Source organism: Duganella paludis, from assembly GCF_054461335.1.
In genome coordinates, this window is record NZ_CM136922.1 from 3,935,852 (window position 1) to 3,958,877 (window position 23,026).

Annotated in this window: 21 protein-coding genes; 11 read left to right on the top strand and 10 right to left on the bottom strand. The window is 64.4% G+C overall.

The genetic code is table 11. The annotated features are described in order from the left end of the window. Positions 1–4: 4 nt before the first annotated feature. Positions 5–2,998 (bottom strand): Ig-like domain-containing protein, encoded by a 2,994-nt coding sequence (locus ACXZ1M_RS17390; protein ID WP_459048903.1) that lies wholly within the window; start codon positions 2,996–2,998, stop codon positions 5–7. 146 nt (positions 2,999–3,144) lie between these two features. Continuing rightward, positions 3,145–3,918, bottom strand: a complete 774-nt coding sequence (locus tag ACXZ1M_RS17395; RefSeq protein WP_459048904.1) for an exodeoxyribonuclease III — start codon at positions 3,916–3,918, stop codon at positions 3,145–3,147. A gap of 75 nt (positions 3,919–3,993) precedes the next feature. Here ACXZ1M_RS17395 and pyrE point away from each other — a divergent pair, with 75 nt between their 5' ends. The 3 genes from pyrE (at position 3,994) to ACXZ1M_RS17410 (ending at position 5,961) form a co-directional block, all read left to right on the top strand. Then, complete coding sequence (pyrE, locus tag ACXZ1M_RS17400) at positions 3,994–4,659, top strand: orotate phosphoribosyltransferase (protein WP_459048905.1); 666 nt, start codon at positions 3,994–3,996, stop codon at positions 4,657–4,659. Positions 4,660–4,732: 73 nt separating this feature from the next. Then, positions 4,733–5,104, top strand: coding sequence for a hypothetical protein (locus tag ACXZ1M_RS17405; protein ID WP_459048906.1), 372 nt, complete (start codon positions 4,733–4,735; stop codon positions 5,102–5,104). Beyond that, a complete protein-coding gene (locus ACXZ1M_RS17410; RefSeq protein WP_459048907.1) occupies positions 5,104–5,961 on the top strand; it encodes an alpha/beta fold hydrolase in 858 nt (285 codons plus the stop codon). Before ACXZ1M_RS17405 ends, ACXZ1M_RS17410 begins: the two co-directional genes overlap by 1 nt. Here the strand turns inward: ACXZ1M_RS17410 and ACXZ1M_RS17415 are convergent. After that, positions 5,945–7,234, bottom strand: a complete 1,290-nt coding sequence (locus tag ACXZ1M_RS17415) for an ATP-binding protein (RefSeq protein WP_459048908.1) — start codon at positions 7,232–7,234, stop codon at positions 5,945–5,947. The genes ACXZ1M_RS17410 and ACXZ1M_RS17415 overlap by 17 nt on opposite strands. Next, positions 7,231–7,908 (bottom strand): response regulator, encoded by a 678-nt coding sequence (locus ACXZ1M_RS17420; protein ID WP_459048909.1) that lies wholly within the window; start codon positions 7,906–7,908, stop codon positions 7,231–7,233. The genes ACXZ1M_RS17415 and ACXZ1M_RS17420 overlap by 4 nt, the downstream gene beginning before the upstream one ends. Positions 7,909–8,101: 193 nt before the next feature. Here ACXZ1M_RS17420 and ACXZ1M_RS17425 point away from each other — a divergent pair, with 193 nt between their 5' ends. Genes ACXZ1M_RS17425 through ACXZ1M_RS17435 form a run of 3 tightly spaced genes read left to right on the top strand, consistent with a single transcriptional unit; the run spans position 8,102 to position 10,137 of the window. Further along, on the top strand, positions 8,102–8,683 hold the full coding sequence (locus ACXZ1M_RS17425) for a porin family protein (RefSeq protein ID WP_459048910.1): 582 nt from the start codon (positions 8,102–8,104) through the stop codon (positions 8,681–8,683). Positions 8,684–8,690: 7 nt separating this feature from the next. Next, positions 8,691–9,452 carry a MipA/OmpV family protein gene (locus ACXZ1M_RS17430; protein WP_459048911.1) on the top strand — a complete coding sequence of 254 codons (762 nt, stop codon included), beginning with the start codon at positions 8,691–8,693 and terminating at the stop codon, positions 9,450–9,452. Position 9,453: 1 nt separating this feature from the next. After that, positions 9,454–10,137, top strand: coding sequence for a hypothetical protein (locus tag ACXZ1M_RS17435; protein ID WP_459048912.1), 684 nt, complete (start codon positions 9,454–9,456; stop codon positions 10,135–10,137). A 9-nt stretch (positions 10,138–10,146) separates the two neighbouring features. Here the strand turns inward: ACXZ1M_RS17435 and ACXZ1M_RS17440 are convergent, their stop codons facing one another. Genes ACXZ1M_RS17440 through ACXZ1M_RS17450 form a run of 3 tightly spaced genes read right to left on the bottom strand, consistent with a single transcriptional unit; the run spans position 10,147 to position 13,482 of the window. Further along, positions 10,147–11,424 carry a TonB family protein gene (locus ACXZ1M_RS17440; protein WP_459048913.1) on the bottom strand — a complete coding sequence of 426 codons (1,278 nt, stop codon included), beginning with the start codon at positions 11,422–11,424 and terminating at the stop codon, positions 10,147–10,149. Next, entirely contained in the window at positions 11,421–11,801 is a 381-nt protein-coding gene (locus ACXZ1M_RS17445; protein WP_459048914.1) for a BlaI/MecI/CopY family transcriptional regulator, read from the bottom strand. Before ACXZ1M_RS17445 ends, ACXZ1M_RS17440 begins: the two co-directional genes overlap by 4 nt. 58 nt (positions 11,802–11,859) lie before the next feature. Further along, the gene (locus ACXZ1M_RS17450) at positions 11,860–13,482 is read right to left on the bottom strand and encodes an alpha-amylase family glycosyl hydrolase (RefSeq protein WP_459048915.1); all 1,623 of its coding nucleotides are present in this window, start codon (positions 13,480–13,482) and stop codon (positions 11,860–11,862) included. A 62-nt stretch (positions 13,483–13,544) separates the two neighbouring features. Between ACXZ1M_RS17450 and ACXZ1M_RS17455 the strand changes: the two genes are divergently transcribed. Next, on the top strand, positions 13,545–14,432 hold the full coding sequence (locus ACXZ1M_RS17455) for a hypothetical protein (RefSeq protein WP_459048916.1): 888 nt from the start codon (positions 13,545–13,547) through the stop codon (positions 14,430–14,432). Here ACXZ1M_RS17455 and gatB read toward each other — a convergent pair whose 3' ends face one another. From gatB to gatC, 3 genes are all read right to left on the bottom strand, one after another. Further along, positions 14,433–15,941 (bottom strand): Asp-tRNA(Asn)/Glu-tRNA(Gln) amidotransferase subunit GatB, encoded by a 1,509-nt coding sequence (gatB, locus tag ACXZ1M_RS17460; RefSeq protein ID WP_459048917.1) that lies wholly within the window; start codon positions 15,939–15,941, stop codon positions 14,433–14,435. It abuts the gene before it with no gap. Positions 15,942–15,988: 47 nt separating this feature from the next. Then, a complete protein-coding gene (gatA, locus tag ACXZ1M_RS17465; protein ID WP_459048918.1) occupies positions 15,989–17,461 on the bottom strand; it encodes an Asp-tRNA(Asn)/Glu-tRNA(Gln) amidotransferase subunit GatA in 1,473 nt (490 codons plus the stop codon). Positions 17,462–17,568: 107 nt separating this feature from the next. After that, positions 17,569–17,871 (bottom strand): Asp-tRNA(Asn)/Glu-tRNA(Gln) amidotransferase subunit GatC, encoded by a 303-nt coding sequence (gatC, locus tag ACXZ1M_RS17470; RefSeq protein ID WP_459048919.1) that lies wholly within the window; start codon positions 17,869–17,871, stop codon positions 17,569–17,571. 259 nt (positions 17,872–18,130) lie between these two features. Between gatC and ACXZ1M_RS17475 the strand changes: the two genes are divergently transcribed. The 4 genes from ACXZ1M_RS17475 to mrdA are packed head-to-tail and all read left to right on the top strand — an operon-like array spanning position 18,131 to position 23,024. After that, positions 18,131–19,174 (top strand): rod shape-determining protein, encoded by a 1,044-nt coding sequence (locus ACXZ1M_RS17475; protein ID WP_072789105.1) that lies wholly within the window; start codon positions 18,131–18,133, stop codon positions 19,172–19,174. Between the two features lie 50 nt (positions 19,175–19,224). Next, positions 19,225–20,421 carry a rod shape-determining protein MreC gene (gene mreC / locus ACXZ1M_RS17480; RefSeq protein ID WP_459048920.1) on the top strand — a complete coding sequence of 399 codons (1,197 nt, stop codon included), beginning with the start codon at positions 19,225–19,227 and terminating at the stop codon, positions 20,419–20,421. Beyond that, complete coding sequence (mreD, locus tag ACXZ1M_RS17485; protein ID WP_373990483.1) at positions 20,418–20,930, top strand: rod shape-determining protein MreD; 513 nt, start codon at positions 20,418–20,420, stop codon at positions 20,928–20,930. The genes mreC and mreD overlap by 4 nt, the downstream gene beginning before the upstream one ends. A 15-nt stretch (positions 20,931–20,945) precedes the next feature. Further along, positions 20,946–23,024 carry a penicillin-binding protein 2 gene (gene mrdA / locus ACXZ1M_RS17490; protein WP_459048921.1) on the top strand — a complete coding sequence of 693 codons (2,079 nt, stop codon included), beginning with the start codon at positions 20,946–20,948 and terminating at the stop codon, positions 23,022–23,024. Positions 23,025–23,026: the final 2 nt, after the last annotated feature.

Consider the following 23,026-nt stretch of genomic DNA (forward strand, 5'->3'; position numbering starts at 1 on the left):
GCGGTCAGGCAGTCAGGTCGACCAGGTTGACGGTGATGTTCGTACCGATCAGCAGCACCACCGAGCCGCTGCCCAGACCGTCGTGGTAGGCCATGTAGCTGCCCTGGCTGACGCCCGTGCCCCACACATTGTTGTCCAGCGTGATGCTGGTGCCGCTGCCGCTGCTGATGATGGTCAGCTGGTTGCCGCCGGCGAATCCCTGCACCACGGCGCCGGTGGTGATGCTCATGGCGTTGCTGCCGCTGCCGGCGAAAAGCAGTTTCTCGACGCCGGTGATGTCCAGGCTGCTCATGAGCATCGGCGTGCCGGATTGCGTCACGGTCAAGAGGTCGTCGCCGCCGCCGGCCTGGATATGGCCTCCCTCGATATTGGTGCAGGAGATGACGTCGTCGCCGCTGCCGGTGTGAACGGTGGCGCCGAAGCCGGTGGTGACGATATTGCTGCCGTTGCCGGTGGTGATGTATGAATCGTTGCCGACGATGATCACGGCGTCGTCTCCGGTGGTGATTATGTCACCGTAACCGCCGCCGCCGCTGACCACGGCGCGATCGCCGAGCGTGATGGAGTCGAGGCCGCCGGTGTCCACCACGATGATGTCGTCGTATTCCGGGTGGATGTAGCTGCTGTCGCGCGAACTCAGGTAGTAGATGGTCTTGGTCACGTTGCCGGCGCTGTCGGACAGGCGCAGGCCGTATGCCTCCTCCGCGCTCATGTCGGCGCTGAGGCTGAAGGTGGCGTTCGTGGCGCTGGTCGGGGTCAGCGTGGCAGCCTGCCAGCTCGCTCCGTGGTCGAGCGTCACTTCGACGATCTGGTCCGACAGCGCGGCGTCGGCGCTCAAGGAGCCCGTGATGCTGGTACTGTTCTCGGTGAAACCGCCGCCGGCCAAGGTGTCATCGTTGAAGGCCTCGGTGTCGACAGTAACGTCGTGGCTGATGGTGCCGACATCGCTGGTGACGCCGTTCACCGTTTGCCGGACCTCGATGTGGCCTGCCTGGTAGACGCCATCGGGCAGCGTCAGGGCGGTGTCGCCCGGCAGCCAGTCGCCGGAGCCGTTCAGCCGATATTCCCAGGTGCCGGTTTGGTCCAGCCCTTCGATACGCACCTGATTGTCCTTGGTGACGTGATCGCTATCCAGCGAGCTGTCCGTGGCCGGCGTCGTATCGACGATGGAGAGGGACGGTGTGGCCGGAACGTCGCCACCGCCACCACCGCTCCAGCTGCCGCCGCCATCGTAGGTGCCGTCGGTGGTGAAGTACAGCATGTCGTCGTCGCCGGTGAAGGCATCGTTGCCGGCCAGGTCGAACACGTTCAAGCCCGACACGGTATATTCGGTGCCGTGGGTAAGCGCGTCTTCCAGGGTGATGGTCAAGACCTTGCCGCTCACTGCGCTGCTCGATAACTGCAGCATCTGGACGTTGTCAGGATTGTGATCGTCGGTGATATAGATATAGCTGCCGTCTTCGATCAAAATGTTTTCGTTGAAAGTGAAGGTCAGCGTGGTCAGTGAGTCGGCATCGACCGCAGTGGCGTCTGCCGCCGGGGACGAGCTGGAGACCGTCGGCGCCAGCGAGTCGTACTTGACGGTGGTGGTGGCGCTGGCGACGCCGAAGTTGCCGGCCACGTCGACGACGCGCGCGGCCAGCACGTGGGTGCCCTGGGTCAGCGAATCGAGGGAGATGTTCTTCAAGTCGGTTGGCTGCGACAAAAACGGGTGGTTGCTGAAATAGTCGTCGCCGTAATACAGGTCGGCCGCCTGGATCACATAGCTGCCCACCACCGCCGAATTGTTGCTGGTGTCGACGATCTGGATCGTATCGCCGGCGTGCACGCCGTGCAGGCCGGCCACGTTCAGCGTCATGCCGGAGGCGCTCGAGGTGACGCCGTCGGTGGACGAAACGCCGTTGTCGCTGCCTTCCTGCAGCGTCAGCGCGCGGCCGCTCAAAGACACTGGCACGGTGGTGTCGAGTAGGTAGCTGGCGGATGCCGTCGGGCTGGTGTTGCCCGCTGCGTCGACCACCCGGGCCATGACGCTGTGGCTGCCGCTAAGCAGGGTGACGGTCCCGGTGGTGTGCCACAGGCCATCGCTGGCGGTCGCATCGACCCAGGTGGTGCCGCCGTTGACCGATACCTGCACGGTCTGGCCGCTGGCCAGGAAGCCGCTGTAGCCGCCGCGAACGGTCTGGGCGGCGGTCTTGGTGATCAGGTCGAAGTCACTGCTGCCGGTGTCGGCGGAAAACCGGATGCCCTCGCCGCTGATGAAGATTTCGATCGGCTGATTGCTATAGGTGTATTCGTGGCTGGCGCTGGCGCTGCTGCCGCCGGCGTTGTTGCTGACGCGCGCCAGCAGCACGCCATACGTGCCGCCTTCGCCTTCGAGCAGGTTGTCTTCATCGACATGCTCGCTGTAGCTCCAGGTCTTGCTGCCGGTGTTCACGCTGGCCTTGTGCCAGCTGGCGCCGTTGTCCAGCGATACCTGGACGAAGTCGTTCGTGCCCAGGGTGCCGGTGTAGGTGCCAGTGATGGTCTGGTCCAGCGTGGCGGTGATGTAGTCGCTGGCGTTGGTGCCGGTATCGGTGAAGTGCAGGGTGGCGCCGACCACCGCGCTCGGCGTGGCGATGGTGGGGGCGCTGCCGGAGGCCACGAAATTGAAGAATTTCGGCGAGCTGATCGCGTCGTTGCCGGCGCTCTCGTTGTTGCTGTCGGTCACCGCGTCGCTTTCCATGGTCACGCTGTAGCTCAGGCCGCTCTTGAGCGGGCTGGTCAGAGTGATGGTGACGTCCATGCCGTTGTAGCTGACGTGGCTGTCGTCCGCAGCGATCACATGCTTGTCGGTGGCGCCGACGATGCGGGTGCTCAGGCCATTGCTGCCGCTATAGGTCTGGCCGTAGCCGTCGCTGATCACGATATTGGCGTCGCCGGCCACCACCGCGCGGTCGAAGTGCAGCACGATGGTGGTATTGGACGAGACGGAGACGGTCTTCAGTACGGGGGCGGTCATGGCGGTTCCAGCTTATCTTTAGTCAAGCGCTAATCATAACAATGAAACACACCCATTTCTAATTAGTAAATTTCATGAAGCACAATTTGTGCAGCGAAACAACGCTCCACCACCCCCGTTTTGACCGGGGGCGGCGAAGTGGGCGCTTACATTGCGCCATACTCAATGGTCAGCGGCGCGTGGTCCGAGAATTTTTCATCCTTGTAGATGGCCACGGCGGTGGCTTTGGCGGCGATGCCGGGGGTTGCCACGTGGTAATCGATGCGCCAGCCGACGTTCTTGGCGTAGGCCTGGCCGCGGTTGCTCCACCAGGTGTACTGCTCTTCGCGCGGGTCGAGGCCGCGGTGCACGTCGACGTAGCCGACTTCGTCGAAGATGCGGGTCATCCACTCGCGCTCCTCGGGCAGGAAGCCGGAGTTTTTCTTGTTGCCCTTCCAGTTCTTCAGGTCGATTTCCTTGTGGGCGATGTTCCAGTCGCCGCAGATGACCACTTCGCGGCCCTGCGCGTGCAGTTGCTGCAGGTGCGGCAGGAACAGGTCCATGAAGCGGAACTTGGCTTCCTGGCGTTCCGGGCCGGACGAGCCGGACGGGCAGTACACGGAAATCACGGTCAGGTTGCCGAAGTCGCACTGCACGTAGCGGCCTTCCGCGTCGAACTCGGGCGAGCCGAAGCCGATCACCACGCGGTCCGGCTCGATTTTGCTGTAGACGCCGGTGCCGGAATAGCCTTTTTTCTCGGCGTAGTGGAAGTGGCCGTGGTAGCCGCCCGGATTGAGGAATTCGAGCGTCATGTCGGGCGCCTGCGCCTTTAGTTCCTGCACGCAGACGAAGTCGGCGTCCTGCTTGGCCAGCCAGGTGAAGAAGCCTTTGGAGGAGGCGGAGCGGATGCCGTTGAGGTTGGCGGAAATGATTTTTGGCATAGGGATCGAGGGCAAAAAATTCGGAATGCGCTAGTGTAGCGGTAAAATACCGGCACTTTAAAGAAATGAGGCACTATGAACAACTTACGTCAGGAATTTATCGCGTTTTCGGTCCAAGCGGGCGTGCTGCGCTTCGGCGAGTTCACCACCAAGGCCGGCCGCCAGTCGCCGTACTTCTTCAACGCCGGCCTGTTCCATGACGGCGCCACGCTGGCGCAGACCGCGCACTTCTACGCGCAAACGCTGCTCGATTCCGGCGTCGAGTTCGACATGCTGTTCGGCCCGGCCTACAAGGGCATCACGCTGGCCTCGGCCACCGCCGTGGCGCTGTCGGCCAAGGGCCGCAATACCTCGTTCGCCTTCAACCGCAAGGAAGCCAAGGACCACGGCGAAGGCGGCACCATCGTCGGCGCCAAGCTGCAGGGCAAGGTCGTCATCATCGACGACGTGATCTCTGCCGGCACCTCGGTGCGCGAATCGGTGGAGATGATCCGCGCCGCCGGCGCCGAGCCGTGCGCCGTGCTGATCGCGCTCGACCGCATGGAGCGCGCCGGAAAAGACGGACAACTGTCAGACTTGTCGGCAGTGCAGGAAGTGACAGAGAAATATGGCATACCGGTGATCTCGATCGGCAATCTGGACGACCTGTTCGGCTTCCTGAACGGCGCCGGCGCCGATCCGCAACTGGCCCAGTACAAGGACGCCGTGGCTGCCTACCGCAGCCGCTATGGCATTGTTTAATAGGCTATATTGCTAGACATTGATATTTCTATGGTGTAACCTTCTTGCGGTTGGAGACCAATAAAGGTAGACCATGAATATTGCAACACTGAAGGTGCACGGCGATTCCGTCGGCCTGGCGGACATCCGCGACGGCCTGCCCACCGAGCCGCATGGCGACTGGGAAAAGGGCGACGTCAAGCCCGATGGCCGGGTGCGCATCGACTCCGGCTTTTACGTCGCCATCGGCACGGAGCAGAGCCCGACCGAGCTGCTCAAGCAGATCCGCTTCTACCTGGGCGAATGCAAGGCGCGCGGCATCCACTTCGAGCGTTCCGACGTCGAAGCCGAGCTGCGCGTGTCCTTCCCCTGCGAGCAGGGCGCGGCCACGCCGGCGCTGGACTTCTCGCTGGCCGACATGACCACCCTGGTCGAGATGGGGATCAACCTCAGCATCACCGCCTGATGCGTTTTTCCGAGGACCGGCTCACGGACTTCGCCGCCGCCAACGGCGCGCAGCGCCGGGTCCACGTGTGGGCGCCGGACGCGCCGCGCGCGGTGATCCTTGCCATCCACGGCGGCATGGCGCACGGCGGCGACTACGTCACCCCGGCGCTGTATTGCCGCCAGCACGGCATCGCCACCGTGGCCTACGACTTGTGCGGCCACCAGGACGCGCGCCGCGTCGACATTCCCGCTTTCGATATCTTCCTCGACGACAGCCTGCTGTTCCTGCAATGGGTGAAGCAGCAGTATCCGGGCCTGCCGGTGTACGTGATGGGCCACTCGATGGGCGCGTTGATCGCCACCCATCTGGCGCTCGGCCGCTTTGCCGGCGACGCTGCGGTGCGCGGCTACATCCTGTCCTCGCCGTATTACGTGAATGCGATCAAGGTGTCGCCGGTGCTGCTGGCGCTGGCCGGCGTGCTCGGTGCGCTGGCGCCGCGCATGAAAGTGCCGCTGGCGTCGCTGACCGACCAGCTCACCCACGACAGCGCCATCACTGCGCGCCATCACGCCGATGAGCGCGACGGCATCCGCGCCACCGAAATCACGGTCCGCTTCGGCAACGCGCTGACCAAGGCGCAGCAAGGGCTGGCCGCGCGCATGCCGGCGTGGAGCCAGCCGCTGTTTGCGGTGGTGGCCGGCGCCGACCAACTGGCCGACGCCGATGCGGCCGAAGCCATGCTGAAGTCCGTGCCGGCGCCGCTGCTGACTTACCGCCGCTATCCGCAGAACTTCCACGAAAACTTCAACGAACTCAATCGCGAGCAGATCTTCGCCGATATCCTGGCGTGGATGGAGGCTATAACACCACCGTGAAGCGCGCGCCGCCCAGCGGCGAGCTGTCCACCGCAATGGCGCCGCCGTGCAGGCGGATCGCCTTGGCGCTGATGGCCAGTCCCAGGCCGTAGCCGCCGGCCGCGTGATCCTCGTCGCGCGCGAGCCGGTAGAACGGTTCGAACACCTGTTCACGTGCTTCCTCAGGAATGCCGGGACCATCGTCTTCCACCACGATATGCAGGCGCTCGCCGCGCGTCGCCGTCAGCGCGATGCGGCTGCGCGCGTACTTGGCGGCGTTGCCGAGCAGGTTGTTGATGGCGCGCGCTAGCAGGCGCGCGTCGCCTTGCAACTGTCCCAGGTCGTCGGCGATGCTGGCGCTGAACTCCTGCGCGCCCGGCGGGTGGCAGCCGCGCAGCAGCGGCGCTACGTCGAACGGCTGCATCGGCATGGCTTGTGCGTGATCGAGCTGCGTCAGGCTAAGCAGCTCGTTGACCAGCGCCTTGAGTTCATCGACATCGGTCTCCATGGCGGCCAGGCGCTTGAGCAGCGCCGGATCGTTTGTGGCATGGCGCTCGCGCAGCAGCTCCATGCCGAACTCCAGCCGCGCGATGGGCGTGCGCAGTTCGTGCGATACCGAGTGCAGCAAATGCTTGCGCGCCTCCAGCAGCGCGCCGATGCGGCCGGCCATGTCGTTGATGCGTGCCGCCAGCGGCGCGATGCTGGCGCTTGGGGCGATGTCGGCGCGCGCCGCCAGGTCGCCACGTCCGAAATCATCGGCCACCTTGGATAGCGCCTGCAGGCCGCGCCAGTGCGCGCGCGACCACCAGCCGATCGGCACCAGCAGGAACAGGGCGATCACGGCAAAGCGTATCGCCTCCATGCCCAGCGCCTCGCCGATATCGACCGGCAGGTGCTGGGCGTGGATCACGTCGTCCTCGCTGCCGATGTAGCGCGCGCCGCTGGTGTCGACGCGGCGGTAGTAGGCCTTGCCCGCAACGTCCATCACCACCTCGCCGCGCAGCAGCGCGTCGCGCCGGCGGGCCGGCAGTGCGGCCAGCGCGGCTTGCAGCGGTTGCAGTTCCAGCGTGACGTCGGATACTTCGCGCACCTTGTTCAGGCGCGGCAGCCATTCATCGGCGGGCGCCTGGTCGATATACTGCTCCAGCAGGAAAATCTGGCCGGCGGCCTGGCGGCGCGCGATCTGCTCCAGCGGATCGCCGAACAGCAGCAGGAAGGTGGCGTAGATGGCGCAGCTGGCCAGCGTGATCGCCAGCAGCACCAGCACCGCAAAGCGCCGGAAGAGACGATTCATTCCCACGCCGATGGGCTGAACAGATAGCCTTCGCCCCAGACGGTCTTGATGCGCTCCGCGCCGCCGTCTCCGAACTTGCGGCGCAGGCGCGAGATGCAGTTGTCGATGCTGCGATCGAGTCCGTCGAATTCGATGCCGCGCATTTTCACCAGGATATCGTTGCGCGACATGACCTTGCCGGAGGCATCGGCCAGGATCAGGAACAGCTTGAATTCGGCGCTGTTCATCGGCACTTCCTGCGCGCGCCAGTAGACGGCGCGGTTCTCGCGCGAGATGCGCAGCTGGCCGATGACGATGTCGCTGCCGGCGATGCTGGCGCCGCGCCGTTGCAGGGCGCGCAGGCGGGCCAGCAGCACGCGCGGCTGCACCGGTTTGTTGACGTAGTCGTCGGCGCCTTGCTCCAGGCCCGAGACTTCGTCGAAGCTGTCTTCGCGCGCGGTCAGGATCAGGATCGGCACGGCGGATAGCTGGCGCAGCTGGCGGCACACCACCAGGCCATCGATGCCGGGCAGGGTCAGGTCGAGGATGACGATGTCGGGCTGCGTGTCGCGGAAGCGGTCCAGCGCCAGGTCGCCCCGGCTCACGACATCGACCCGGTAGTCGTAGCCGTCGAGGTATTCCTTGACCAGCGCGGCCAGCCGCGCATCGTCTTCCACCAGCATTACACGCTGCATCGCTTCTCCTGTTTGAGCGCCATTGTAGTGGAGCGCGCGGCGAAAGTGGCGATTTCGACAATCAGGTACAACCGCGTACACTTTTTATACAAATGCGGCCTACAAATTGAGGACAATTCAACGACAGTTCGCGGCGGATTGCGGCCGGGCGCATCCCTAACATGGAGGCTCCTACTTCAACCGGATATCCGACATGAACAAATTCTTGTGCAGCACCCTGATCGCCCTTGCCGCAAGCCCGCTGGCGCATGCTGAAGATCTCTACATCGGCGCCGGCTTCAGCTCCGCCGACAAAGGCCACATCCGCTATACCGGCAGCGGCGGCGTGGAGCATGACAGCGAGGCCAAACGCAGCGGCGTCGCGGCGGGCGTCTTCGTGGGCTATGTGCTGTCGCCGTCGTGGGCGTTGGAGGTGGGTTATCGCGGCATCAGCAACACGCAGAAGTTCGATCTCGATCGCGGCTACCAGATGGAGGTGCGCACCAGCGTGAGCTATCTGGCGGTGCGCAATACCTGGCGGCTGAGCGAGGACTGGGCGCTGTACGGCAAGCTGGGTGTGGCGCAGGGGCGCTTGAAGGCTGGCGTCTCCGGCAAGGACGCGCCGCAGGAAGAGACGGTGAAAAAGAACGGCGCGTATCTTGGCCTCGGCGCGGCCTATGCGATCAATCAGAACGTATCGCTGCAGGTCGAGTTGGAACACACGCACAAACTAAAGCTGGACGGGCTGAACGCCTCGATGGATAAATTCTCGCTCGGCGTCCGCGTCGGTTTTTAAGGAACACATGAACAAGCTATTCCCACTCTTGCTGCTGCCGCTGTGCGGATTGGCTCTCGCCGAAGACAACGACATTGCGATGATGCCGGACGGTAGCCGCGACATGTATGTGGGGATGGCCTTGACCAGCCGCAGTGCGGCCGAGGCGGGAGAACCGCACCGGCTATCGCTGCGGCCTTTGTTGCAAGTGGAGTGGAGCAACGGGATCTTTGTGTCGGCCAACGGCGTGGTCGGCATGCACCTGTCGAACGGAGGCCCGGTGGCTTATGGGCCGCTGCTGGCGGCCAGCAATTCCCGCGATCCCAACGAAAGCCGGCGCCTGCGCGGCTCGCACGCAATTGATGGCTCGGTGGACGCGGGCGGCTACTTCGACTACTACCTCGGTTACAACACGCGGCTCGGTTCCAGCATCATGTACGACCGCAGCGCGCGCGGCTGGCGCGGCGAGTTCGGTGTGCAGAAAAGCTGGAATGACCTGGCGCCGCATCATACGTTGTCGGTGTCGGCCGGCGTGTCGCTGGCCGACGATGCGGTGATGCGCGAGCGCTACGAGGTGTCGCGTGCCGCAGGCGGCGCGCGCGATTACACGCCTTCCGGCGGGCTGGCTTCGGCCGGTGTTGGCCTGCATTGGAATTACGCCTTGAGCAGCAAGTGGCTGCTGTCCAGTTCCGCATCGGCGACGCGTCTCGGCGGCGAGGCGGCGGCCAGCCCCGTCGTGGAGCGCCGCAATTTCTTCACCATCTCCAGCGGCCTGGCGTACCGGTTCTGACATGCTGCGCGCTGCGTTCCTGCTCAGTTTAGCCTTGCTCCCGGCCTGCGCCGACGCTCAGGAGGAGACGGACTGGATCGCCTATCGCGACGCCTATCGCCAGATGATCTGGTTTGAAAAATACGGCAAGCCGAAACAGTTTTTGCAAAATCACTTCCGCCTGCGGCCGCGCGACAAGAGCGTGTCGATGGACGGGCTGCGGCTGGCGCTGAACAGCAGGACCGCGCAAGTGTCCTTGGCGCTCGATGCGCTGGGCCGCGCGGTGCTGCCGTTTTCCAAGGCCGCGTATGACGACAACGCGGAGCTGGTCATCAACCGCAAGGCCGGCCAGTTCAAGGCGGGCCCCTGGGTCTCGATCGTCACGCGGCCGGACGGCGTGTATGCGGCGGCGGACTTGCGCGCCGCCTGCGAGCAGCTATTGGCCTATCTACGCCACGGCGGCGAGGCCAGTGGCAAGCGCTGCGTGGGCGTGCAATTTAGCTATCTGAAGAACGATGCGGCGCAGCTGCAGTTCCAGGCCGCAGGCGGCGCCGTGAGCGCGCTGGCGGCGAAAGAAGGGCCGGCGTTCGAGGGCGATGTGGTGCAGGGCTTTCGGGTGTTCGCCTATCGCTTCGCGGCGCTGCCGGAAGCGGGACAGATCGTCACCAGCAGCACGCCGCTGGCGATAGCGGCGCTGCTGGAGTAGGGCGGGACTTTATTCCAGGATCCAGGCGTACTGCATTTGGGTCCAGGATTCGACTGCCTTGCCGGCCTTGGTCGCCGGCTTGAAGGTGCACTTCTCGATGGCGGTGCGCGAGGCTTCGTCCAGGTCGGCGTGGCCGCTGGTTTTCTCCACCTTCGAGTTCTTTACCTTGCCGCTGGCGGAGACCAGGAAACCCAGATGGACCGTGCCGGTGCGCGATTCCTTGATCGCCGCCTCCGGGTAATGAGGCTTGGCGCAGCTGGTGAAGTCAGCTACCGCCGGCCTCTTGCCGGACGCGCTTTTGTCGGCGGCCGTGGCTTCGGTGTAGATCGACAGGCAGGCCAGCGCCATGCCCAGCATGGCGACTGCGGCCTTCCAGTTCATGGCCTGCGGGGCAGGGCGCAGCAGGTGTTGAATACGCATCATCAGGTTTCCTCCGTTGGCCGCTTGGACCAGTTGGTGATTGGAGAACTGGAGTCTTTCCAGTTCGGATAGTGCAAGGGCCAGGCGCCGCGGTTCGCCGAGCTGTCTTGCTGCGACATCGTCTGCAATCAGTTCGCGCTCGATACGGATGCGGTTCGAGATCCACCAGACGGCAGGGTGGTAGAACAGCAGCGTTTCGATCACGTTCTGCAGCAGGTTAATCAGGTAATCGTGGCGCTTGATGTGCGCCATTTCGTGCGCCAGCAAGGCTTCCAGCAGCTGCGGCGGCATGCCGCCCACCAGCGAGGCCGGTACCAGCACCACGGGACGCCACCAGCCGGCGGTGATGGGACTCTTGAGCGTGTCGACCACGCGCAGGCGCACTTCACGGGTGATGCCGAAGCGTTGCGCCAGTCGGGTCAGGTCGCTCCCCAGGTCCGCCTGCCAGCGCAGCTGGTCGTGGCGCTCGCAGGTACTGTGCTCGCGGCTGAAGCGGTCTATCCACAGCAGGCCGGCCACCATGCGCAGCGCCAGCGCGGCGGCGCACAGCGCCCACAGGCCGACGATGCCGCGCAGCGAATCGCGCAGGTTGAACCAGCCGTCTTCTTCATCGAAGCTGGACGGCGCCCAAGGCAGGCCGTTGAAGCTGGCGCCGGCGGCCGAAGCATCGCTGGCGAGGCGCTGCCACAGTTCCAGCGCCGGCCAGCACAGGCAGGCCAGCATGGCGCTGCAGGCGACCAGGTAGCGGTACTCGGCGCGGCTGTTACGCAGCAGGGTGAGGGCGGCGGCGGTGGCGCAACCGAGCAGCAGGCCTTGCCACAGGAAGTGCATCAAGGTCATGCCGAGGGCGAAGACGAAGGCGCTCATTTCTTGCCATCCTTGTCTTCCTTGAGCAGCTTTTCGATTTCCTCGCGCTCTTTTTTGGAGATGCCGCTGCGTAGCGCGGCCAGCACCAGCGCCTTGGCCGAGCCGGCGAAGGCTTTCTGCATCAAGTCCTTGAGCAGGCTCGATTGCAGCGTGGCTTGCGCCTCCGCCGGCGCGTAGATGTGCGAGCGCTGGCTTTCGTCGCGCAGCAGGATGCCCTTGGTGTGCATGATCTGCATCAGGCGCAGCACGGTGCCGTAGGCCAGCTCCGGTTTATCGGACAGCATGGCCTCGTGCACCTGCTTGGCGGTGGCCGGGCCAAGAGGCCACAGGGCTTGCAGAAGTTCGAGTTCTGCGGCGGTCGGTTTTGGAATACTCATGGACGTCTCCGTGAATGCGGTAGACGTAGAATATTCTATCTAGACAAAAGTGTATACTTTAATTTGATCCTAATTTTTGCCGGCCTATGATCCAGCTGTGCGGCGCCATTGTGACGTCTTCGGCGTGCCAGCCGGAGGCGTGGAGCGGCTCGATCTGCGCCAGTTCGGCGGGCAGCGTCAGCGTGGCTGGCGACAGGTTGGCCAGCACCACGAGGTGTTCGCTGGCGTCGCTGCGGGTGAAGCCGATGGCGCCGGGCGGCAGGCCGTCCAGGAACGTGGTGGCGCCGGTGCGCAAGGCTGGGTGACGACGGCGCAGGGCGATCAGGGACTGATAGTGCGCGTACAGGTCGGCGTCGAAGCTGTTCCATTCTAGGTGATACGGCTCGAACAGCACCGGCCAGCCGGTCCATGTCGGTTCGCCGAATTCCTGCCCCATCAGGATGTGCGGCACGCCGTCCATGGCCAACAGCACGGCGGCCGCTGCGCGGTGGACGGCCTGGCCGAGGAAGGTGGAGATGCGTCCCTGCTCCTTGTCTTCCAGCCAGCGCATTCGCAGCGCGCCGCGCGGGAAGCTGTAGGTGGACTCGTTCCAGTAGCGGGCGAAGGCTGCGTTGTCCGCTTTTCCGTTCACGCAGCGATGAAGCATTTCGCGCGTGCCGCCTTCGTAGGTGAGGTCGCAGGCGGCCAGGTGGTGGAACTCGTCGTAGGACTGCGAGATGAGGGCGATGTCGGGACGCAGCGTGGCCAGGTCGGCGCGGATCTCGTCGAGGAAATCGCGGGGCGTGATGTCGGAATCGTCGAAGCGCAGGCCGTCGAAGTCGAAGCGTGTGATCCACTCGCGCATGCTGGCGATCAGGTAGCGCCGCAGATCGCGATCGCCGAAGTCGAAGCCGGCAAAGTAGTCGCGGTTGGGAACGGCGTAGTAGATGCTGCCATCGGCACGTTGTGTGTACCAGTGCGGATGCGTGCGCGTGAAGGGATGGTCGGCGCTGCTGCGGTTCAGCGTCCAATCCATGATGACGCGCATGCCGCGCGCGTGCGCCGCGTCCACCAGCGTGCGCAGCGCGGCGGCGTCGCCCAGTGCGGGATCGATGGCGTCGAAGTCGCGCACGGCGTAAGGATCGCCCAGCGTGCCGCGCCGTCCTTCGATGCCGACAGGATGGAAGGGCATGATCCACAGCACGTCCGCACCCAGTTCGCTGAGGTAGGAGAGTTTGGCGCGGATGCCGTCGAAGTCGCCGCCGAAGGCGGGCACCGACAGCTGGTAGATCACGCCGTCGCGCAGCCAGTCCGGGCTGGCCAGCGCGGAGCGGGCGTGCAGCGGGCCGGGAGCGGCGGCGCTCAGGCTTTGTTGGCGCATCAGTACTGCGCCGGTTTCATCGACCGTCAGGCAGGAGTTGTTTTGGCCGTCTTCCGAAATCCAGGGATTGGCGGGATCGGGTATCCAGTCCCTGTCGTCGATGACGAACTTGTAGAGATGCCGTCCGGCCGGTACTGGCAGCGTGGTTTGCCAGCGTGTGGATGACATGCGTTCGAGCATGCAGACGTCGCCCGCCCAGCAGTTGAAGGTGCCGGCCAGTGCGACACTGTGCGTGTCTGGCGCGGCATCGAAAATAAAGCGCACGCCGCCTGCGACTGCGTGTGGCAACAGGGCCGGGTCGGCGTTGAATTGCAACTCCATCGTCATCCTTTTCGAGGCGGTTAAAATTAACCATATGATAAGGCGCAGAAAGGGAACAGTGTGTGAGTAAACGATTGATAGCGTTTGGCGTGGCCGGTGTGGTCATTGCGCTGAGCGGATTTCTGGCAGCAGGACAGACAGGACGCATCGTGCTGGCCTGGGCGCAGTCGACCAGGGACTTCACGCAGTGTGCGGCCGACCCGCGCATCTGGTGCGAGCCGGGCGCGGAGGAGTACGCGCGGGCGATGGCGCAGTTTGTCGCAGCCGCGATGGTCGTGGTGGAGCGCGCGCATTACGGGCCGTTCCCGCAGTTGGTGCGGATACAGGTGTATCGCTCGCGCGAGAGCTTCGCCCTGCATTCGGCGGTGTCGCCCCAGGCTTACGGCGCCACCGGCATGGGTACGGTGCACCTGTCGCCGCGTGTCGCGCAAGGGCCTGAGGCGCTGCGCGGATCCATCCTCGCGCACGAATTGTCGCACCTGCATTTGCAGCAGCAGGCCGGCAACCTGGCAGTGGCGCGCTTGCCAAACTGGTTCATGGAAGGGCTGCCGACCGCCGTGTCGAACGGCGGCGGTGCCGAGAAGATTTCGCGCGATCAGGCGGTGTTCGCGCTGGTGCACGGCCTGCACTTCGAGGCGGAGGACGAAGGCTCGCTGTGGTTCCCCAAGCGCGCCGCTGAGTATCAGCTGTCCTGGCCGATGTACTACCGCCAGACGTCCATGATGGTGGATTACATGAAGCAGCGCGATGGCGCCGCCTTCGAACGCATGATCAAGGACGTCGCTGCAGGCAAGGCGCTCGGCGCGTCGGTGCAGGCGGCGTATGGCCGGCCGCTGTCGCTGCTGTGGTCCGACTTTCGCGCGGAGCTGAGCCGCGATCCGGCCGCCGCGTGGCCGAAAAAAACGCCTCGCAGGCATAAGCCGGCGAGGCGTTTTTCAAGACGGCGGTGATTAGCCGGCTAGCTTGGCTTTCAGCAGCTCGGTCAGCTGCGCCGGGTTGGCTTTGCCGCGCGAGGCTTTCATGGCCTGGCCGATCAGCGCATTGATGGCCGCTTCCTTGCCGGCGCGGTACTGCTCCACCGATTTCTCGTTGTTGGCAATGACCTCGTTGACGATGGCTTCCAGCGCGCCGGTGTCGGAGATCTGTTTCAGGCCTTTCGATTCGATCAGCGCGTCGACCAGATTGTCGTCATCCGACTTGGCGGCCCACATGTCGCCGAACAGTTCCTTGGCGGTCTTGTTGTTGATGGTGCCGTCGGCGATACGCTTCAGCATCAGCGCCAGTTGCGCAGGCTTGACCGGCGCGTCGGCGATGTCCACGCCTTCGCGGTTCAGGGTCGACGAGACGTCGCCCATCAGCCAGTTGGCGGCGGCCTTGGCGTTTTCCTTGCCGGCGGCATCCACCACGGACACGAAGTAGTTGGCCATGGCTTTCGATGCGGTCAGCACCAGCGAGTCATATTCCGGCAGGGCGTATTCGCTGACGAAGCGCGCGCGCATGGCGGCCGGCAGTTCCGGCATGGCCGCTTTCACCTGGTCGATCCAGGCGTTGGAGATCATCAGCGGCGGCAGGTCCGGGTCCGGGAAGTAGCGGTAGTCCTGCGCGTCTTCCTTGCTGCGCATTTCGCGCGTTTCCTTGCGGTCCGGATCGTACAGGCGGGTCGCTTGCACTACCTTGCCGCCGTCTTCGATCAGTTCGATCTGGCGGCGTACTTCCACGTGCACGGCTTCCTCGATGAAGCGGAAGGAGTTCAGGTTCTTGATTTCGCAGCGGGTGCCGAATTCGGTCTGGCCTTTCGGACGCACGGAGACGTTGATGTCGCAGCGGAACGAGCCTTCCTGCATATTGCCGTCGCAGACGCCCAGCCACATCACCAGCGAGTGCAGGGCCTTGCAGTAGGCCACCGCTTCGGCGGCGCTGCGCAGTTCCGGCTCGGAGACGATTTCCAGCAGCGGCGTGCCGGCGCGATTCAGGTCGATGCCCGACATGCCAGCATAGTCTTCATGCAGCGATTTGCCGGCGTCTTCTTCCAGGTGGGCGCGCGTCAGGTTGACGGTTTTGGTGACGAATTCGCCGTCCTTCTCGTAGCCGAAAGTGACCGCGCCGCCGATGACCACGGGGTCTTCGAATTGGCTGATCTGATAGCCTTTCGGCAGGTCTGGATAGAAGTAGTTTTTGCGGGCGAAGATCGAGGCCGGCGCGATCTTCGCGCCCACGGCCAGGCCGAAGCGGATCGCGCGATCCACCGCCTGCTTGTTCATGACCGGCAGCACGCCAGGCAGCGCCAGGTCGACCGGGCTGGCTTGGGTGTTGGCTTCGGCGCCGAAGGTGGTCGGCGAGCCGCTGAAGATTTTTGATGCGGTAGTGAGCTGCACGTGGTTCTCAATACCGATGACGACTTCCCATTCCATATGATTCTCGCTTAGTGACCCGTCGTTCCCGCGTAGGCGGGAACCCATACTCAGCATGGATTCCCGCTTGCGCGGGAATGACGGCGGTTGTTCTGTTAGATGCCGGCCGGAGCGCGGGTGTGCCAGTCGGTCGCTTGCTGATAAGCGTGGGCGACGTTCAGCAGCTTGGCTTCACCGAAGTGCTTGCCGATGATCTGCAGGCCCACGGGGCGATTCTTGGCGCCGAAACCCACCGGGATCGACATGCCGGGCAAACCGGCGAGGCTGGTCGACAGGGTGTAGATGTCGGCCAGGTAGGCGGCCACTGGATCGTCCGACTTGTCGCCCAGGTCCCAGGCCACGGTTGGTGCCACCGGTCCCATGATGACGTCGCAGACGGCGTCCGGGCCGTTCAGCACTTTTTCGAAATCCTGCGCGATCAGGCGGCGGATCTTCTGCGCCTTGAGGTAGTAGGCGTCGTAGTAGCCGTGGCACAGCACATAGGTGCCGACCATGATGCGGCGCTTGACTTCGGCGCCGAAGCCTTCGGCGCGGGTCTTGCGGTACATGTCTTGCAGGTCCTTGTAGCCGTCGGCGCGGTGGCCGAAGCGCACGCCGTCGAAGCGCGACAGGTTGGACGAGGCTTCCGCCGGGGCGATCATGTAGTAGGCCGGGATCGACAGCGCGGTATTCGGCAGCGAGATGTCGACCAGGGTCGCGCCCAGTTCCACGTACTTGGCCAGCGCGGCGCGCACGGCGTCTTCCACGTCTTTCGACAAGCCTTCGCCGAAGTATTCCTTCGGCACGCCGATGCGCAGGCCGGTCAGCGGCTGGCCCAGCTCGCGGGTGTAGTCTTCGTCCACGCCGCCCAGTTCCGGCGTCAGCGAGGTCGAGTCGCGTTCGTCGAAGCCGGCCATGGCGTTCAGCAGCAGGGCGCAGTCTTCGGCGGTTTGCGCCATCGGGCCGCCCTGGTCCAGCGACGAGGCGAAGGCGATCATGCCGTAGCGCGATACGCGGCCGTAGGTTGGCTTGATGCCGGTGATGCCGCAGAAGGCGGCCGGCTGGCGGATCGAGCCGCCGGTGTCGGTGCCGGTGACGGCCGGCGCCAGGCGCGCGGCCACTGCGGCGGCCGAGCCGCCCGACGAGCCGCCCGGCACGGCGGTTTTATCCCACGGGTTTTTCACCGCGCCGAAGGCCGAGTTCTCGTTGGCCGAGCCCATGGCGAATTCGTCGCAGTTCAGTTTGCCCAGCGTGACCATGCCGGCCTTCTGGAACTTCTCGACCACGGTGGCGTCGAATGGGCTGACGTAGTTGGCCAGCATTTTCGAGCCGGCGGTCGAGCGCCAGCCCTTGGTGACGAAGATGTCCTTGTGGGCGATCGGCACGCCGGTCAGCGGCGTGGCGGTGCCGGCGGCGATGCGGGCGTCGGCCTCGGCGGCCTGCGCCAGGGTCAGCGCGCGGTCCACGTGCAGGAAGGCGTTCAGGTCGCTTTTCTCGATGCGGTCGAGGTATTGCGTGGCCAGTTCGGTGGCGGTAATCGCTTTGCTTTGCAGGAGGGCGGACAGCTCTTTAATGGTTTTGGTGTGCATGGCGTTTCAATTATTCGTTACGTCGTCCCCGCGCAGGCGGGGACCCATAGGACGCTGGCCCGATCGGCTCAGCATGGGCTCCCGCTTGCGCGGGAGCGACGGGGCTGTTACTCGATCACCTTCGGCACCAGGTACAGGCCGTCCTGGGTCTTGGGCGCTACCGTTTGATAGTCGTCGCGGCGATTCGGTTCGCTGGCCACGTCTTCGCGCAGGCGCAGGGCGATGTTGTTCATGTGCGCGGCCAGCGGGTGGCTCAGCGGGGCGACGCCGTCGGTATCAACCGCCTGCATCTGCCCGGCCAGCGCGAAAATGCCATTCAATTGCTCCAAAGCGGTAGCGCTCTGCTGCTCGCTCATCTCAAGTTGGGCCAGTTTGGCAATGCGGGTTACGTCGGATAAGGTCAGGGACATGGCGGGGAGGTTAATTGTAATATTGATAAAAAACTTGAATTTCTGCCTATTCGCCCTCAAACATCAAGGAATGCCGCCTAAATCGCGGTCTCAGGCCCCACACTTTTGCGTGGATTTTCGATAAATCACAGTCAAATTATAAGGTAGAATGGCGGGTTGATGCGTTGTCGGCGCTGAATCATTGCTGCCGCCGCATTTTACAGGACACGGATTTCTCTCTAACGGATTACGCGCACGCTGGTGGCGCCACAGGACACACATGTTTGGTTTTTTACGTCGTTATATTTCCTCTGACCTGGCCATTGACTTGGGCACGGCCAACACCCTGATCTACGTTCGCGGCCAGGGCATCGTACTGGATGAACCATCGGTCGTAGCAATCCGCCAGGAAGGCGGCCCGAATGGTAAGAAGACCATCCAGGCAGTGGGTAAGGAAGCAAAGCAGATGCTGGGTAAAGTACCTGGCAATATCGAGGCGATCCGCCCGATGAAAGACGGCGTGATCGCCGACTTCACCGTCACCGAACAGATGCTGAAGCAGTTCATCCGCATGGTGCACGACTCCAAATTCTTCCGCCCTTCGCCACGCATCATCATTTGCGTACCGTGCGGCTCGACCCAGGTTGAGCGCCGCGCGATCCGCGAATCGGCGCTCGGCGCCGGCGCCTCGCAGGTGTACCTGATCGAAGAACCAATGGCAGCGGCCATCGGCGCCGGCCTGCCGGTGTCGGATGCGACCGGTTCGATGGTGGTCGACATCGGCGGCGGCACCACTGAGGTGGGCATCATCTCGCTGGGCGGCATGGTGTACAAAGGTTCGGTGCGCGTGGGCGGCGACAAGTTCGATGAAGCCATTGTCAACTACATCCGCCGCAACTACGGCATGCTGATCGGCGAACAGACCGCCGAGGCGATCAAGAAGGCCATCGGTTCGGCTTTCCCTGGCTCCGAAGTCAAGGAAATGGAAGTCAAGGGCCGCAACCTGTCCGAAGGTATTCCACGCTCGTTCACGATTTCGTCCAACGAGATCCTGGAAGCGCTGACCGACCCGCTGAACAACATCGTCTCCGCCGTGAAGAACGCGCTGGAACAAACCCCGCCGGAATTGGGCGCGGACATCGCCGAAAAAGGTATGATGCTGACCGGCGGCGGCGCGCTGCTGCGCGATCTGGATCGCCTCCTGATGGAAGAAACCGGCTTGCCGGTGCTGGTGGCGGAAGATCCGCTGACCTGCGTGGTGCGCGGCTCCGGCATGGCGCTGGAGCGGATGGACCAACTGGGTTCGATCTTCTCCTACGAATGATCTGACTAAACGGGGCCGCCACACAGCGGCCCCGATGCTTATTGGAAGTCATGGAATACAGTCCTCCGCCACTCTTCAAGCAAGGCGCCTCGGCCCGGGTCAAGATGATGGTGTTCGCGTGCATATCGATTGCGCTGCTGCTGGCCGATTCGCATATGCGGGTGCTGGCGATGGTGCGCACCGCTGCGGGCACCGTGCTGTACCCCCTGCAAATGGCGGCCTTGATGCCGCGCGACGCCATCTACGGCGTCGGCGATTATTTCTCCACTTTGTCGTCCATGGAAAAGCAGGTGCGCGAATTGCGCCGCCAGCAGATCCTCAGCTCGCAGGCTTTGCAGCAGGCGCAGCTCCAGGCCACCGAGAACGCCCAGCTGCGCCGCCTGCTCGATGCGCGCGAGCGCCTGCCGGTGAAGTCGATGCTGGCCGACGTGCTGTATGACGCCCGCGATGTCAACAGCCGCAAGATCATTCTCGATCGCGGCACCCGTCACGACGTCACGCTCGGTTTGCCGGTGATCGACAACCAGGGCGTGGTCGGCCAGGTGACGCGGGTGTTCCCGTTCACCTCCGAAGTGACGCTGTTGTCCGATAAGGAGCAGGCGATTCCGGTGCAACTGCTGCGCAACGGCTTACGCAGCGTGGCTTATGGCCGCGGCAAGTCGGGCAACCTGGAACTGCGCTTCACGGCGCCCAATGCGGATATCCAGGTCGGCGATATCGTGGTCACCTCGGGCCTGGACGGCGTGTATCCGGCGGGGCTGGCGGTGGCGCGCGTGTCGCAGGTGGAAAACAGCGCCGGCGGTTCCTTCGGCGGCGTGATCTGCCAGCCGCTGGCCGGCATCATGAACAATACGCAGCTGCTGATCCTGATGTCGACGCCGGAGATGCCTGCGCGTCCGGCCGACGAGGAGCCGCGTGCGCTGCGCAAGCACAATAACAAGATGGCGCCGATCAAGGACGCGCCGAAGGACGGCGCGGAAGGGCAACCTGCCGCCGCTGCCGCCGGCACGGCTGCGGCGGGCGTCGCGCCTGCCGCCGGCGCCCCCGGCCTGATTCCCGTGATGCCGCCACCAGCGCCCAAGCCGGCCGCCACCGGCGCTGCCGCCACTACCGGCGCCAACGCTGCCGCCGCCAACGCCGCGCCTGCGACCACTACGCCAGCCGTCACACCGCCTGCCGCGACCGCGCCTGCGGCGCCGCGCCCGGCGCCGGCCGCCGTCACACCACCCAAGGAGCCGGCACGATGAATCGTCCGCACTACATCCTGCTGCCGGTCAGCCCGCTGTTCATCGCCTTCAGCCTGTTCTGCGCGTTTCTCCTGAACCTGCTCCCTTGGGGGAACTTCGTTGGCGTGCCTGATTGCGTGGCGCTGGTGCTGGTGTTCTGGGGCGTGCACCAGCCGCGCAAGGTCGGCATCGGCACCGCCTTCTTCCTCGGCCTGCTGATGGACGTGCATGACTCCACCCTGCTGGGCGAGAATGCGCTGTCGTACACGCTGCTGTCCTACTTCGCCATCATGATGCACCGCCGGATGCTGTGGTTCCCGATCTGGACCCAGGCCATGCACGTGTTCCCGCTGCTGCTGATGGCGCAGTCGGTGCAGCTGGTGGTGCGCTTCTTCGTGTCCGGTAAATTCCCCGGCTGGTTCTACTTTATCGAAAGTGTGGTGGCATCGGTCCTGTGGCCGCTGACGACCTGGCTGCTGCTGGCACCCCAGCGCCGCGCGGTGGACCGCGACCACACCCGCCCGATCTGACGCCGCGATTCAAGCATGACTGAAATTAAGGACAACCAGCGCGAACTGCAGCAGTTCCGCATGCGCCTGACGGTGCTGGGCGGGATGGTGTTTTTTTGCTTCGCCTTGCTGCTGCTGCGCTTCATCTGGCTGCAGGTGGTCAAGTACAGCGACTTCGCCGTCAAGGCCGAAGAGAACCGCATCGCCGTCGTGCCCATCGTGCCGAACCGGGGCCTGATCCTGGACCGCAACGGCGTGGTCCTGGCGCGCAACTACTCGGCCTTCACGCTGGAGATCACGCCGTCCAAGCTGCACACCACGCTCGATGAAGCCATCGACGAGCTGGCGAAGCTGGTGACGGTGGACGTCAAGGACCGCAAGCGCTTCAAGAAGCTGCTCGATGAGTCCAAGGGCTTCTCCAGCGTGCCGCTGCGCACCCGCCTCACCGACGAGGAAGTGGCGCGCTTCACCGCGCAGCGCTTCCGCTTTCCCGGCGTCGAGGTGCAGGCGCGCCTGTTCCGCCAGTATCCGCTGGGCGAGACGGCGTCGCACGTGATCGGCTTCATCGGCCGCATCAACCAGTCCGAGGTCAAGGCCATCGAGGCCACCGACGACGGCCCGAATTACAAGGGCACCGACCATATCGGCAAGGAAGGCCTGGAGAAGAGCTACGAGAAGCAGCTGCACGGCCAGACCGGCTACGAGGAAGTGGAAGTGTCGGCCGGCGGCCGCGCCATCCGCACCTTGTCGCGCACGGCCGCCACGCCGGGCAATAACCTGATCCTGTCGATCGACATCGAACTGCAGAAGGTGGTGGAAGAAGCCTTCGGCGAATGGCGCGGCGCCTTCGTCGCCATCGAGCCGGAAACCGGCGACATCCTGGCCTACGTCTCGCGGCCCGGCTACGATCCCAACCTGTTCGTCGACGGCATCGATTCGCAAAGCTGGAATGAACTGAATACCTCGCTGGACCGGCCGATGGTGAACCGTCCGCTGTCCGGCACCTACGCGCCCGGTTCCACCTTCAAGCCCTTCATGGCGCTGGCCGCGCTGGAACTGGGCAAGCGCAACGCGGCGCAAGCCTATCCCGATCCCGGCTTCTTCTACCTCGGCGGCCACAAGTTCCGCGACGATAAAGTGGGCGGCCACGGCAACGTCGACCTGCGCCGTTCCGTCATCGTCTCCTGCAATACCTACTACTACCAGCTCGGCAACGACATGGGCATCGACGCGATCACCCAGTTCATGCAGCCGTTCGGCTTCGGCCAGAAGACCGGCATCGACCTCGATAACGAAAAGACCGGCGTGCTGCCGTCCAAGGAATGGAAGCGCAAGCGCTTCAAGGGCAATGCCGGCAAGTGGGTGGGCGGCGACACCATCTCGGTCAGCAACGGCTCGGGCTACAACTCCTACACGCCGCTGCAGATCGCGCACGCCATGGCCAACCTGGCCAACAACGGCATCGTGATGAAGCCGCACCTGGTCAAGATCGTCGAAGACGGCGGCACCCGCGCGCGCAAGCTCACCGTGCCGAGCGAAAGCTATCGCATCGCGCTCAAGCAGGAAAACATCGACATCATCAAGAGCGCCATGGTGGGCGTGAACAGCGAGCAGGGTGGCACAGCGTTCCGCGCCTTCGCCAACGCCGGCTACACCTCCGGCGGCAAGACCGGCACGGCGCAGGTGGTGGGCATCAAGGCCAACGAGAAGTACAACGCCTCGGCGCTGGCCGAACGCCTGCGCGACAACGCGCTGTACACCGCCTTCGCGCCGGCCGACAAGCCGAAGATCGTGGTCGCTATGGTGGTGGAAAACGCCGGCTGGGGCGCCGAGATCGCCGCGCCGATCGCGCGCAAGGCGCTCGACTTCTACCTGCTGGGCAAACGCCCGGTCGACAAGGAAACCACCAAGGTGCCGAAGGAAGACGCCGAAAGCTTCGTGCCGATCGAAGATCCGGAAGCCGCCGAAGCCGCAGCCGCCGCAGCCGAAGCGCTGCGCGCCAACGCGCCGGCACAAGCTCCCGGCCCGACGCCTGCGCCGACGCCAACGCCGGCGGCACCGGTACCCGCCACGCAGGCGCCGCAGCCAACGGCGCCGGTGCGGAAGAAACAATAAGG

What these genes read in the sequence shown, in the direction of transcription:
- ACXZ1M_RS17445 (WP_459048914.1), bottom strand. Translation starts at nt 11,801, where the DNA reads ATGAGTATTCCAAAACCGACCGCCGCAGAACTCGAACTTCTGCAAGCC.
- ACXZ1M_RS17430 (WP_459048911.1), top strand. Translation starts at nt 8,691, where the DNA reads ATGAACAAGCTATTCCCACTCTTGCTGCTGCCGCTGTGCGGATTGGCT.
- mreD (WP_373990483.1), top strand. Translation starts at nt 20,418, where the DNA reads ATGAATCGTCCGCACTACATCCTGCTGCCGGTCAGCCCGCTGTTCATC.
- ACXZ1M_RS17450 (WP_459048915.1), bottom strand. Translation starts at nt 13,482, where the DNA reads ATGGAGTTGCAATTCAACGCCGACCCGGCCCTGTTGCCACACGCAGTC.
- ACXZ1M_RS17475 (WP_072789105.1), top strand. Translation starts at nt 18,131, where the DNA reads ATGTTTGGTTTTTTACGTCGTTATATTTCCTCTGACCTGGCCATTGAC.
- pyrE (WP_459048905.1), top strand. Translation starts at nt 3,994, where the DNA reads ATGAACAACTTACGTCAGGAATTTATCGCGTTTTCGGTCCAAGCGGGC.
- gatC (WP_459048919.1), bottom strand. Translation starts at nt 17,871, where the DNA reads ATGTCCCTGACCTTATCCGACGTAACCCGCATTGCCAAACTGGCCCAA.
- ACXZ1M_RS17395 (WP_459048904.1), bottom strand. Translation starts at nt 3,918, where the DNA reads ATGCCAAAAATCATTTCCGCCAACCTCAACGGCATCCGCTCCGCCTCC.
- ACXZ1M_RS17405 (WP_459048906.1), top strand. Translation starts at nt 4,733, where the DNA reads ATGAATATTGCAACACTGAAGGTGCACGGCGATTCCGTCGGCCTGGCG.
- mreC (WP_459048920.1), top strand. Translation starts at nt 19,225, where the DNA reads ATGGAATACAGTCCTCCGCCACTCTTCAAGCAAGGCGCCTCGGCCCGG.
- ACXZ1M_RS17420 (WP_459048909.1), bottom strand. Translation starts at nt 7,908, where the DNA reads ATGCAGCGTGTAATGCTGGTGGAAGACGATGCGCGGCTGGCCGCGCTG.
- ACXZ1M_RS17440 (WP_459048913.1), bottom strand. Translation starts at nt 11,424, where the DNA reads ATGAGCGCCTTCGTCTTCGCCCTCGGCATGACCTTGATGCACTTCCTG.
- ACXZ1M_RS17410 (WP_459048907.1), top strand. Translation starts at nt 5,104, where the DNA reads ATGCGTTTTTCCGAGGACCGGCTCACGGACTTCGCCGCCGCCAACGGC.
- ACXZ1M_RS17435 (WP_459048912.1), top strand. Translation starts at nt 9,454, where the DNA reads ATGCTGCGCGCTGCGTTCCTGCTCAGTTTAGCCTTGCTCCCGGCCTGC.
- gatA (WP_459048918.1), bottom strand. Translation starts at nt 17,461, where the DNA reads ATGCACACCAAAACCATTAAAGAGCTGTCCGCCCTCCTGCAAAGCAAA.
- mrdA (WP_459048921.1), top strand. Translation starts at nt 20,946, where the DNA reads ATGACTGAAATTAAGGACAACCAGCGCGAACTGCAGCAGTTCCGCATG.
- ACXZ1M_RS17415 (WP_459048908.1), bottom strand. Translation starts at nt 7,234, where the DNA reads ATGAATCGTCTCTTCCGGCGCTTTGCGGTGCTGGTGCTGCTGGCGATC.
- ACXZ1M_RS17425 (WP_459048910.1), top strand. Translation starts at nt 8,102, where the DNA reads ATGAACAAATTCTTGTGCAGCACCCTGATCGCCCTTGCCGCAAGCCCG.
- gatB (WP_459048917.1), bottom strand. Translation starts at nt 15,941, where the DNA reads ATGGGTTCCCGCCTACGCGGGAACGACGGGTCACTAAGCGAGAATCAT.
- ACXZ1M_RS17390 (WP_459048903.1), bottom strand. Translation starts at nt 2,998, where the DNA reads ATGACCGCCCCCGTACTGAAGACCGTCTCCGTCTCGTCCAATACCACC.